General features: G+C 60.8%; 10 protein-coding genes. 2 read left to right on the top strand and 8 right to left on the bottom strand.

The genetic code is table 11. The annotated features are described in order from the left end of the window. Window positions 1–537: 537 nt before the first annotated feature. The 7 genes from EN846_RS04850 to EN846_RS04880 form a co-directional block, all read right to left on the bottom strand. On the bottom strand, window positions 538–1,245 hold the full coding sequence (locus EN846_RS04850) for an SIS domain-containing protein (protein ID WP_127285298.1): 708 nt from the start codon (window positions 1,243–1,245) through the stop codon (window positions 538–540). After that, the gene (locus EN846_RS04855) at window positions 1,242–2,243 is read right to left on the bottom strand and encodes a GHMP kinase (RefSeq protein ID WP_127285299.1); all 1,002 of its coding nucleotides are present in this window, start codon (window positions 2,241–2,243) and stop codon (window positions 1,242–1,244) included. The genes EN846_RS04850 and EN846_RS04855 overlap by 4 nt, the downstream gene beginning before the upstream one ends. Beyond that, on the bottom strand, window positions 2,240–4,162 hold the full coding sequence (locus tag EN846_RS04860) for an HAD-IIIA family hydrolase (protein WP_127390825.1): 1,923 nt from the start codon (window positions 4,160–4,162) through the stop codon (window positions 2,240–2,242). Before EN846_RS04860 ends, EN846_RS04855 begins: the two co-directional genes overlap by 4 nt. Beyond that, window positions 4,162–5,139: an NAD-dependent epimerase/dehydratase family protein gene (locus EN846_RS04865; protein ID WP_210212288.1), complete on the bottom strand. Its 978-nt coding sequence runs from the start codon at window positions 5,137–5,139 to the stop codon at window positions 4,162–4,164. The genes EN846_RS04860 and EN846_RS04865 overlap by 1 nt, the downstream gene beginning before the upstream one ends. Before the next feature lie 348 nt (window positions 5,140–5,487). Continuing rightward, complete coding sequence (locus EN846_RS04870) at window positions 5,488–6,387, bottom strand: NAD-dependent epimerase/dehydratase family protein (RefSeq protein WP_127390826.1); 900 nt, start codon at window positions 6,385–6,387, stop codon at window positions 5,488–5,490. 7 nt (window positions 6,388–6,394) lie between these two features. Next, window positions 6,395–8,014 carry a GMC oxidoreductase gene (locus tag EN846_RS04875; RefSeq protein ID WP_127309823.1) on the bottom strand — a complete coding sequence of 540 codons (1,620 nt, stop codon included), beginning with the start codon at window positions 8,012–8,014 and terminating at the stop codon, window positions 6,395–6,397. After that, complete coding sequence (locus EN846_RS04880) at window positions 8,015–9,163, bottom strand: glycosyltransferase (RefSeq protein WP_127309824.1); 1,149 nt, start codon at window positions 9,161–9,163, stop codon at window positions 8,015–8,017. It lies immediately after the preceding gene. A 518-nt stretch (window positions 9,164–9,681) separates the two neighbouring features. Here EN846_RS04880 and EN846_RS04885 point away from each other — a divergent pair. Beyond that, complete coding sequence (locus EN846_RS04885; protein WP_127309825.1) at window positions 9,682–11,256, top strand: hypothetical protein; 1,575 nt, start codon at window positions 9,682–9,684, stop codon at window positions 11,254–11,256. 50 nt (window positions 11,257–11,306) lie between these two features. Here the strand turns inward: EN846_RS04885 and EN846_RS04890 are convergent, their stop codons facing one another. Next, complete coding sequence (locus tag EN846_RS04890; protein WP_127309826.1) at window positions 11,307–11,516, bottom strand: hypothetical protein; 210 nt, start codon at window positions 11,514–11,516, stop codon at window positions 11,307–11,309. 107 nt (window positions 11,517–11,623) lie between these two features. Between EN846_RS04890 and EN846_RS04895 the strand changes: the two genes are divergently transcribed. Beyond that, window positions 11,624–12,418: a glycosyltransferase family 2 protein gene (locus tag EN846_RS04895; protein WP_127309827.1), complete on the top strand. Its 795-nt coding sequence runs from the start codon at window positions 11,624–11,626 to the stop codon at window positions 12,416–12,418.

The raw sequence follows: 12,418 nt of genomic DNA on the forward strand, positions 1-12,418 counted from the left end.
GGCAGAATGCCTGTTAACAAATTACTAACATAACTTATTAACACATTCTAATATGGAAAGTGATCGAACGGCCGCACTGGAACCGCCTTCCCGACGTCCTGCCAAACCGTGTCCGTTGGCTGAAAATGTTGCGCAGCTTGGGTTCGAGCGGTCGTTCGCATAGTGGAAGGCTGGCGTCATCGGGCGCCGCGCCGACGGCACCAGACAGGCCGTTCACTCGCGACCCCAACGTGCCTGCATAGCGATCATGGCGTTCAAGATCTGGGTGGCACCAGGATGCGTTTGGGCGGCTTGTTGAAATGGCTGAAACGTGGCCCTGGTGCGCGAAGGGGTTTCGTCGCCGCGGGACGGCCCCGTGGATTGTCAGATCTGAGCCGCGCAACCAGTCGCCAAAGCTCCACCTCGTGGCCGTCTGCTAACTGCCTGGCGTGCTCTTGCGCCGCGCCGTCGTCCGTGCAGGCAAGGTTGACCCCGCCCATGAACTGGCCGCGTTCGTCCAGAACGTAGAGCCGATAATGGGGCATCGCCTGTTCTCGATCAGGATTGCCAGCCCGTCTCGGCGCTAGCTGGATTTGCATTGAAGCCTCCAGCAGCGCTGCGCCGCTGTCGCCGATCGCTCCACTTTTGTGTACTCGCAAGACAAAGACGCTGCATGACGACATGCCCGAACATGGAATGTATATCCTCCGCAATTTGCATGTCATTCACATTGACCCAGACCACATGTTGGGCGATCTGCCGGAGCGTGCCTCCGCCGAATCCGCAAAGGCCTAACGTAACTGCGCCATGATCATTGGCGTATCGAACGGCGCGCAGAACGTTTTCCGAGTTTCCGCTTCCCGATATTGCGATGACCAAGTCGCCCTCGTTCAGGATGTTCTTCAGCTGCTCGACGAACACATCCTGGAAAGAAACATCGTTCGCGTATGCAAACGTAAGGCCCACATTGTCGACCAGCGTCCGGCCACGAAACGGGCGCTTCGTGGAAAGATAGATGCTCTTGTTCCAGTCCGTGATGAAATGCAGCGCCGTGAGCGAACTGCCACCATTTCCAAGCGTGATTATCTGCTTGCCATCCTCCTGTGCCTGCGCGACCAAGGCCACTGCATCATCGATGCTTTGGTGGTCCAATGAAGCCAGGACGATCTCGAGTTTCTTGAAATAGCCTTGAGCACTGCCGCCAACATTTTTTATTGAGCGGGCTCCGATGTCGGTTGATTGATTACTGCCGCCAAAATGTTTCATTGGGTGGACTCCGATGTCGGTTGATAGTGAACGATGCGGCTCCCGGCGAAGTCGAACTTGACAGGGAAGTGCTTTAGGTCCCCTAGGGCCGCTTTGATGGCGTCGTGGCGATCGAGAGGTGCGAAGAACATGAGAAAACCTCCTGCACCTGCTCCCAGCAGCTTGCCGCCCGTGGCACCCGCCCGCATTGCGGTCTGGTACCAGTGATCGATTGCATCGTTCGTGATTTCCTCAGAGAGGCTCTTTTTTAAGAGCCAGTTCTCGTGGAGGATTTCGCCGAAGGCGTCGAGGTTGCATCGATGTAGTTCATCACGAAGCTGATAGGTGAGCCCGACCATCCGCCTCAGCGCTTTGCGCTTGTCCGGCGCTTTTGCGATCCCCTCCGACTGGCGTACGAGAATGTCCGAAGCACTGCGAGTAATGCCGGTGTAGAACATGAGAACTTGCTTCTCGATCGAAGCGATGAAATTACGCGGGCATATGAGCGGTGACACCGAAACGCTGTCATCGCAGTGAAACTCGATGAGATTCAATCCGCCGAAGGCGGCGGCGTATTGATCCTGCCTTCCAATGGGCGCGCCACAAAGTTCGATCTCGATGCAACAACTATCGGCACCGAGCTTTGCCTTGGAGACATATTGCCCTCGGAACGCGTTCAGCGCGTGCAGAAGGCCAACCGTAAAAGCGCTCGATGATCCAAGTCCGGTTCCCTTGGATGGAATATCGGCAATAGTCGTTATTTCAACGCCCCCGCATATCCCAAGGTATCCCATCGTCGCCCTGACAATCGGATGCTGGATATCCTCAACGCTATCGACCTCTTCCGTTTTGGAATAAGCGATTCGAGTGCCGTTATCGAACTTGCGGTTCACATTCACGTAGACGTACTTGTCGATAGCAACACTTAGGACGGCGCCGCCTTCCTCCCGATAGAAGGCAGGCAGATCGCTGCCACCTCCCACGAAGCTCACTCGAAGCGGCGTCTGGCTGATAATCATCCCACGGCCTCAATCAGCTCGATCGCCCGCAATCGGACACAATGGTTGGCGCGCGCCCGCGATGCCAGAACGATTGGTGTCTCGTCCTCCTGGCGGGAGCTGTAGATACGCGCTGCAGCCTCCCGATCCACGCCTCGACGCGAGTATTCCCGCGTTACTCGGTACCTCCTCAGCTCCTCATCGATATCAACGAAGAATGTGTGTGCACGACCGGGCAAAACCACATCGGACAGCGAAAGAGCGACGGATCCTTCCACGACCAGGACGGTTTCCGGAGAAATGCTTATCTTTTCCGATCTTGGATGCGATATGCGGCTCAGCTTTTCGTAGTAGGGCAGATCGAGCGTCTCGCGAGAACGAACGCCGACCAGGCGGCTTAGAACCTTCCTGATCTCGTTCATGTCGTAGCGACCCATCACCGTTGCCTTGCGATCGGCGGCGGACCGTATCCAGCGATCAAGGGCAACGACTTGTGCATCAATGCCGCGGCCGCGAAGCACCTCGGCGATAGCGCTGGAAAGGACACTCTTTCCGCTCCGGGAGAGCCCTGCCACGAAACACACATCACCCGGCTTCACATGCGCGATCAGATCAGATGCCGTGTCGACCAAGGTCGGGTGAACGGTGAGAATGAACTTGGCAGCCTCGAACAAGTCTGGGACGGTATAGTCGGGCATGACATGATACTTGCTGTCCAGCCCGCCCGCGCCCGTCTCGACCAGAATCGATCTGATGCCGGACCGTTTTGCGAGTGCGACGTCGGCAGAGGAATCGCCGATGACCCAGGATTGTCTGCGATCGATATTGAACGCCTCGACCGCCTGGTCGACCAACCCGGTGGCGGGCTTGCGGCATTCACAGTGGACCTTTAGCGCTTCAACCTCGCCGGCAAAGCCGCGGTCTGGATGGTGCGGGCAGTAGTAGATGGCATCGACAAAAGCCCCGTGGCGGCCAAGCTCGGTCTCCATCTTGTTATGGATCATCCGCAAGTCTCGTACAGAGCATCCTCCTCTCGCCACAACGGGTTGGTTGGTGACGACGATTGCCCGGTATTCGGCCTGGTTGAAACAGGCGATCGCGGCCGCGGCCCCCTCGATCAGTTCGAAGCGTTCGGGACGATCGATGTGCCCATAGTCGACATTGATGCACCCATCCCTGTCCAAAAATACTGCTTTCTGCGGAGAAGCGAGTGAAGCTCGGGCTATGCGGCCGGAGGCAAGGTCGGCGCAGGCCTTGTCAAGTCTCGCCGGGGTTCCCGCGTCTTTTATGTACTCAGGGCTGCTATAGCTTCTGATCTCCGCGCCGGCCCGAAGCATTTCAGGAAAGAGATCTTTGCCAAAATCCAGCGGAGTTGCCGCGGCGCGCCACGGGTACAGGGCTTGTCTTCGAATGTAGTAAAGAGCCGCGCTGACTTTGTTGGGATAAAAGCAACCGGGATCGTGTGGATAAGGATGGAACGCGGCAACCACGCCATCTTCCGACGTTTCGATCAGATCGGAATCTTGCGGGTGATCATTCGGATGGGTGAAAACAGTTGCGGCTGCTGCCTTGTGTTTTTCATGGAAGCACTTGAAGCGGGTGAGATCGACGTCGAGCATCGTGTCGCCGTAGATGGTGAGGAAGTCGTCGTCGAGCAGATGCAAAACAGACAGAACCGCTCCGGCAGTCCCGCGAGGTGCACCGTCATCTACACAACGAACGTCAATCCCCCAATTCCCGCGCTGAGTGCAAAATTCCACGATCTGCTCGGCTGCATGGTTCACCAGGATCAAGATCCTCTCGATCCCGTGTTGCTTGGCGAGGAGGATTTGATGCTCGAGAAGCGGCGTGCCACCAATGTTGGCCAGCGACTTGGGCAAATCACCGATCCGGCCCCTGAGCCGTGTCCCCAGACCACCCGCAAGTACCACGGCTTGCATCACGGGTGTCCTTCCTGCCGCACGATTTCCACGACGGCTTTTCGGACAGCGTCGGCCGATCCAAGCTGGGGCCGCCAACCGAGTGCACGGAGCTTTGCTACGTCATAGGAAAACCGGGGAACATCCCCCGTCCAACCGCGATCTTCAAATCCGTATTCGATCCCCGCGCCCGGTGCGACGGCCTCGACGGTCGTTTCCGCTATGAAGCTGACGGTTACCCCTTTGTCCTCGGGGCCGATATTGTAGCAGCCAAGCCGCTCGGATGCGTTTGCACGCAGGTAGACGATCGCATCGATCAGGTCATTGACGTGAAGATAGGCCTTCCGTTGCCGGCCCGATCCCAAGACATTCAGCTTGTTTGGTGTGATCTTCAGCTTTCTGACGAAATCCAGAATGACGCCATGTGTTGCCGGAACGCCGATCACGTTCGGAAAGCGAAAAATCAAGGCCCGCGCCAACCAATTCTCGACGGCTGCGCTGATTAGCGCTTCCGATGCGAGCTTCATGGCGCCGTAGTTGGAAATCGGCAGCAGCGGCCCGACATCCTCTCTGATCGGAGCCTCCCCCAAATCGCCGTACACGGCTGAGCTGGAAGCGAAAGCAAGGAACGGAACCTCTGCCGCCTTCATTGCGTCCAACACGTTGAACGTCGTCAGAAAGGTATCGCGCAGATCGACAGAGGCATCGGCGATTCCTGCGGGAATGTCTGAATTGGCAGCCATGTGCCAGACTTCGGAAATCGGAATGCGACCGTGACAATTCAAAAATCGGGTTCTCACCGCAGCCGCGTCTGAGAGATCCACTTTCTCGAAAAAGAACCTCTCATGCGAGAGAAGTCCGTTCAGGTTTTCCCGAGAGCCTCGCGACAGATTGTCAAAGCCGAAGACCGGATATCCGCGGTCAACAAAGATCCTTGCAAGCCTGCTTCCTACAAAGCCGGCCACTCCCGATACGAAGATGGCGCGCGGTTCACCCAATCGGATTGCCCCTTACCTCTTGTGCGCAAGCTTTCGCGCCACAAGTCCTCCGGATTCTGCAATGACTTCCGTTTGCAAGCCTTCACCGCCGGACAAACAGGGAATTCGACGGGGGCTCGGCGTTAACCTCTGCGCTCGTCTTTGAGGTCATGCGTCTCTTGCGTCTTTGTGAATCATTGCATGGTTTTCTTCGATCCGCGATTATTCCTCGGGGGTAGCCCCATTTTGCTGATCCGGACTGAATCGCATCGCGCCCGCCTGTGCGGCGACGCTGCCGCGGATCCTTGCGATCGTGCCGGCCGCAAAGTTTCGCCGTTTGCGTCTCTGGCGGATCGAACCGGCCTTCGACTAAGAATACCGACGCAATGCCCCGGATGAGGGGCGGTCGCCATCCAGCGAGAAGCTCCGAAACTCGATACCGAGTTGCCTGAGCCGCTCTACGCCGGGAACCGCACGCGCCGGGCGCACGAGCCCGAGGATGGAGTCGGATCGGAAGGGCAGGGGGACATGCAGGGCCTCAACTGCCTTGAGCGCGCCACTGACAAACTGCCAGGGCACGGGGACGGCGTGCAGTGCTCTGCCTTGCGATGCGGCGATCTCGTTCATGAGCTGTCGGAACGGCACCGGTTCGGGGTTGGCCAGCCCTACCGGTTCCAGCAGCGGCATGTCCGACTCGGCAATTCGCACCATGGCGGTTGCCATGTCCGCCTCATGCACCATGAACTGATGGGAGCGCGCCCCGATCAGGGGTGTGACCGGCAGCGTGGTGAGCTTGCGGAGCGCGCCTGCCATCCCGCCCCAACCAGGGCCGTACACCAGGCCGAGCCGGGTGGAGACAGCTCCCAGACTGCCGGCGGTGCGTTCGCAGGCCAGCTTCGCCTGACCGTACAACTGTTGGGTTCCCTCCCAGGCGGACATCGAGGAGATGAAAATGACCCGGCGAACCCCCGCGTCGACCGCATTGCGGAGGAGGTGCTGCGAGCCGGACACATTGGTGCCCCACACATCGCCGGCGCTGACGAGGGTCAGGTCCCATGCGCCGTGGATGAGCACATCCAGGTCGCTGAATGCTGCCCCCGACAGTGGGCTTTTGATCTCGTACGGGCGCCACTCAGTGACGCCGGCGGCAGGCCCGGAGGTCACCCGGTTCGAACGGGCGAACGCGATGACCTCATGCCCTTGTTCGGCGAAGGCGGCACGCAGGATGGTCCCGACATATCCGTTCGCTCCGGTGATACCGACCCGCATCGAACGCTCAAGCCATCAGCTGCATCGCTTCGCGAGCGATGCGATGCGAATTAGCCATCACCGTCAGGGTAAAGGTGGTTGCCGGAACACTTGGGAAAACCGACCCGTCGATGAGATGGATCCGGTCCCAGCGCGCCAGCCGCCCGAGGCGGTCTGTCGTCGCACTCCCGGAGTCCGGCTCATTGGCGTGAGGAAAGCTGCCGCCAAAGTGGTAGCTCTTGGCTCCGCCCGACCATAGCATCTGCGGCGTGACTGGCCACAAGTCCAGGTAAGGTGCCGCTTTGCGGATCCGCCTTATTACGTCAGGCAGCATCGGAGGCACACATTTGCCCCTGACCCTGGCCTTGCTGAAGCCCTCCGAAGTGAGGGTAATCTGGGGAAGCTCGTCAGGAGCTGCTGCGGACAGCTGGGCGCTCACCCGGATCTTAGGTGATGCCCAGGACGGCAAGTAGCCCAGGCCTACCGTCAACCGGCTGAGCAGCCGATCGGTCGCGAAGGCGGCGGCGCGGTGTTTGAGGAACCCGGGAAGCGCATCGTAATATGCCTGGTTGAACGGGTAGAAGTGAATCTGTGAAACATCCAAGCCTTCGTCGTCCCGGGCGATGACCATGGTGAACTGGTTGAGTGTGAACTCGCGCCTTGCACGTGGGTCGGGTGTTGGCTTCATGGAAATCATTGGAAGAACGAACTGAGCAGATTCCGAAAGATGTACCGGCTGGTCCGACCTGAGCGAGCCTAGCATCAGCCTTGTGGTCCCGATTGCTCCGCAGCCCACGAAGACCCGGTCGGCCGTGAATCGCTGGATATGGCCGCTCGACAGTTCCCGGGCGTGCACGACGGCCGTGTCGCCATCCTGTTCGACTCGCACCGCGAGCAACCCGCTGCGGTAGTCGATCCTCCCGTTTCGCCGGAAGCGATCGAAGCTGTGCGAGGCCGAGAAGATCAGCGACCGTGGGCACCCGGTCATGCACAGGCCGCAGGGCTGGCATTCGGGGGCAGCGAAGGCGAGCCGGGCGCGGCCTATCGTTATGCCGGTGGAGCGCACTCGCTCGCGGTGCCGGTGGTAATTGGCCAGGACCATCTGTGTCCGCGGCGCCAGCGGCGGAAGCGGGTCCGGGGATCCGATGAGCGGAAACCACTCCTCGAGATCGTCGGACTCTCCAGCGAAAGGAATGTGACCCAGGATCGTCCGATAGTGCTCTTCCATATCCGAGAAGTCGACCGGCCATCCCTTGAACGTGGCGGCGCTGAAGGGCATGATTTGGGCCCCCCAGACATTGCTAAACCCGCCGTAGGCGCTCGATATGACCGCCGGGTTCACTCTGCCCACGGAATGGACGCGGTCGAGCTGGCCCTTGTTGGCAAACGGGAAATCGGATCCGTAGCTTCTCTTTTCAGGCAGCGAGTCGGACTGGACCCGCTTGGGCTGCAGGCTGACCCGGCGGACGTCCTCCTCATCCCAGTCGTCGACACGCAGCCTGGACAGCCTGGCTATTACCTCCTGGGTCTCCGCGTCCAGCACGGTGCCCGGATCGAACACGGTTATCTTCTCGTCCGGTTTTTCGGACAGCGCCAACACGGCGGCGGCTGCAGCCGGACCCGACCCGATGATTAGCGAAGACGGCATCTACTTCCCACGTCTAATACCTTGCGCGGCTGCGTCCAGTATCTGCTTGTTGGCCTGACGCAGCCGGCGCAGGCGGCGCAGCAGCGCGATCCGGCCGGTGACATGGCCTGCCGCGGCAAGACCCACGCCAACGATTATTGCCGCGCATCGCGCCAGCCCGTGGGCGTCGCCCTTGGCCGCTTGCAAAATCTCGCGCGGAACGCCCCTGGTCAGCGCGTGCCAGACGAAGCGGGTCTCGGCACCCAGTGTGGCGGCGTCGCCCATCTGGGCAAAGGCCTCGACTTTCCCCTTGTTGACGAAGAAGCAGCGGCGCCAGAAGTACTTCCAGGTCGGCCGTGAGGCGGGCACAAAGTGGCGGACGGTCGCCGCCGGTTCATAGATGACTGCCTCGCTGCCCTTGATGTGCGCCACGCGGTGGCACATGTCCATGTCGTCGTGATGGTCGGAATGGAACCCTCCCACCTGCTCGAGGAGGGTCCGCCGCACCGACATGTTGGCTCCGATGAGGTGGGCCGAAGGGCCTCGGCTGGTCGGAAGGCCATCGTAAGCACATCCGAACACCCAGTCGAACTGTAGAGGGAACCAGGCCGGGCGGCCAACCTCGAACACCGGAATGGGACGCCCGCCGACGGCGCCGATGCGCGCGTCCTGGTACGGGGCGGTGAGAACCTCGAGCCAGTCCTTGTCGGCCGCCGCATCGTCATCCAGGAACGCCAGGATCTCTCCGGCAGCCGTCTCGGCTGCCGTGTTTCGGGCCGACCCGAGATGCCCGTCCCATTTGTTCTGGATCACCCGTATCGGGGGGGTGGATGCAGCGAAGTCAGCCCATTGGACGGCACAACGGCGGAACAGGGGCTGGTCGACGCATACGATGATCTCGCAGGGCTGCAATGTCTGCTCCTGAGCCGAGGCCACCGACTTCAGCAGCAGTGCCCACCTGTCCGCAGTGTAGGCACAAATAATTACTGAGATCGTAGGGGGGCGGCGTTCGCTGCTGACGCCATCCTCGGACTGCCCGGTTTTCGATCGCGGCTGACCGGTTGTGACAACGTCAGCGCCGCAAGCGAGACCGATATTCGGGTTCCGGACGTGGCCCTCTTGGCCAACGCCAGTCGAAGCATAGGATTGCGCAAGCTTCAGAATACGCATCTAGGATTTCTCCCGACTTGAGCTGCCAGTGTCTGTCCAAACTCTTGGATAAAGGTGCGATGGTCCTGGTTTGAAACGCCAGGCCTCACGCACTGGATCCGGCCTGCCCGGAGGGCGGTTCTCGCCACGGAAGATCACCAGGGCCCGCGTGCGCGGCGGGTCTGGCGGCGCACCGGCGTGACGCAAACCACCTCGCGTTACGCAGTCCGTATTTTGTCCGTTTCCGGTCGACAATCATCCCTCCACGTGACTCCTGTCGCAGGCACAGCGCAAGCGCCCCGAAGGACTACCCCTTCTGACCTCGCACAGGCGAGCGTCGATCGGGCATAGTAGTGCCTGGCCGCTTCCAGCCGCTCGAGTGGGGACCCGTGCTGTCAGCCATCTCCCAAATCAAATGTTCGGCGAGTGTCCGAAACCGCAGCGGGTGGAAACCATCCTCGCGCTGCGGGGCGCGCTGCTGCTTTGTCATCGTGGAGTTGTGAGCTGGCGTCCTTTTGAAATCGGCTGCGAGAACAACAATGCGTATCTGCCTCAATCTCGATCCGTCCCGGCTACTGCGATGGCACCTCTGGCTGGCAGAAGCGCTTGCTGAAGTGCCTGGCAACGAAGTCTCCTGCGCTTTGGTGGCCGGCCGCCGGCCGCTGCCGTTAGTCTGCCGTCTGCTCCTCGAACTCGAAAGACTGGTCTATGGCCTTCGCGGGAAGAGCGCCGTCGACCCGGTAGACGCGGCGCTGCGGCGCCTGCCGCCGCCTCCGGCCGACCGGGTGGATGTGGTGATCGATGTGAGCGGGCTGGGATCGCTCCCGGCGGCGCGGCGCGTGCTCACTCCGGTATTCAACGGCGCACCCGGCGAGATCGGAGTCATGGCGGCCTGGGTGAACAATCAGGATCTTGTCGTCGAGCTGCACGACACGGCTCGCCCGTTGTGGCCGTGGACGGCGCGCCTGGCCAGCGCGGACCATGAAGTGCTGGCAATGAGGCTCGACAGCGCCCTTTCCTGCGCTGTGCCACTAATCCTCAAAGCCCTGCGCGAGGAAACCGGTTCAACTACGCACGGTATCTCCGGTCCACGGAAGGCAGTACCTTCATTTGGCGCGCTTTCGGCTCTGGCAAGGGCGACCGGCACGGTTGCATCGAAGGCGATCGGGGCTTTGGACATTCTGGCGAGGGGCGGTAGGATGTGGGGGATCGGCTGGCGCTTCGATGAGTCGGCGAGCCTGCTCGACAAAGGCGAAGCAGGCTTTCGGGTGCTCACGGGAAATGCCGACAGCTACCTTGCCGACCCGTTCCCGTTCCGGCACCAGGGGCAGGCTTTCATCTTTGTTGAGCAGTTCCTCTACTCGAGGAACCGGGGGTGCATTGCGGTCGTGGCAGTGAACCGGGATGGGACAGCCGGCGCCCCCCGGATCGTTGTGGAGGAACCGCATCACCTCTCGTACCCGTTCGTGTTCGAGCAGGATGGTCAGATCTGGATGATCCCTGAATCGGGGGCGGCCAGGAATGTCAGCCTCTACAGGGCAGTGGAATTTCCCTACCGGTGGACACGGGAGGCCTGCCTCATGGAAGGCATTGAGGGCTACGATACCACGCCGCTCTGCCACGAAGGGGGTTTTTGGTTTTTCGTCAGCCCAAGGCTGTGGAGGTCCACCGCCTGGGATACTCTCAGCCTCTACCATGCCGAGAGCCTGGCCGGGTCTTGGACGCCCCATGCTGCCAATCCCATTGTGATCGATGCCGGGCTCAGCCGCCCCGCCGGCGCCGTAATCCGACACGGCGGACGCGCGATGCGCCCAGTCCAAGACTGCGCGCGCGGCTATGGCGGCGCGGTGACATTCTGTCAGATCGATGCGCTCGGCGCGTCGGAATTTGCCCAGACCCCGGTCGGTCGCATTTGGTCCGGAGCCTTCGGGTGTCACACCTACAACCGCCGGTCCGGCTTGGAGGTGATCGACCTGTTCGGACATGTCCGGGGGTTGCGAGAGGTCACGACCGCTTATCGAGTGCTGGTACCGAACGCGCCGGTCTCCGGAGCGCGCGGAATCTCGGAGCCGTATGGGCAACTCGTTTCCCTGCCGGTCTCACGTCCGGATTAGCCACCCGCTGCAAAAGCGGTCGAGCGCATGGGATAGCCCAAAAGAGCTAATCATCTATTGTCTCTTTCTAACCATCCATCGTCCTTCCATTTCAGATCTTCGCCGGTAATGCTCGTATGCTCGTACAGCAACCAAAGCTTTAGGGGGCCACAAGCGCTCCAATAGGCGCACCAATCTTCTTTCAGCTCATCTTCATATTCGTTGTGGCCGGGGAGTCCGCATATGGTTGGATCAAACACATCCGTGTATGTGGCGCTCATTGGAGATGGCCCCTGCGGCTTGTCGCTGGCCGCGCACTTGCCTGCGCGTGGTGTGGCGCGCTTCCAGCGCGCCCTCTGGGTCCCGTCCTCGACCTCGCAGCACTGCCATGAATGAGCGCCTCGCCAGCAATCTCGCCCACGTCGGTGCCGTATCGCCGGCCGACCCGATTGATTTTGCCCTTCAGCCGGCACTGGCACTGCCTCGGGTGAGCTTCATCGTCCCGACGCTCAATGAAGCCGAGAACCTCCCCTGGCTTCTGCCGCGCATCCCCAACTGGGCGCATGAGGTCATTATCGTGGACGGTCGTTCGACTGACGACACGGTCGCGGTCGCGCGCCGCCTGCGCGAGGACGTGAAGGTCGTCATGGAGCCCCGGCGGGGCAAGGGCGCTGCATTGCAAGCGGGATTCCGGGCCGCCACAGGTGAGATCATCATCATGCTGGACGCCGACGGCTCCATGGTCCCGGAGGAGGCGATCGTCTTTGTCAGTGCGCTGATGGCTGGCGCAGATCTCGTTAAGGGTTCACGGTTTATCCAGGGCGCCGGCACCGACGACATGTCGCTATTCCGGATGTTCGGCAACAGGGGGCTGACCCTGTTCGTGCGGTTGCTCTATGGCGGTTGGTTCTCCGATCTATGCTACGGATACATAGCCTTCTGGACCAAGCACCTCGGCACGCTGAATTGCGACTGCGATGGGTTCGAGATAGAGACCCTCATCAACGTACGGGCCTTGAAGAGCCATCTCAACATCGTCGAGGTGCCGAGTTTCGAGGCTCCGCGCATCAGCGGTGTGAGCCATCTGCGCGCCCTCCCGGACGGCTGGCGCGTCCTCAAGACCATCCTGCGTGAGAGGGTGCACCAACAGCGGGGCGCGACAGCCCGTGCTGAGGGCGGGTAA

The organism is Mesorhizobium sp. M4B.F.Ca.ET.203.01.1.1 (genome assembly GCF_004791025.1).
Classification (GTDB): Bacteria; Pseudomonadota; Alphaproteobacteria; order Rhizobiales; family Rhizobiaceae; genus Mesorhizobium; species Mesorhizobium abyssinicae.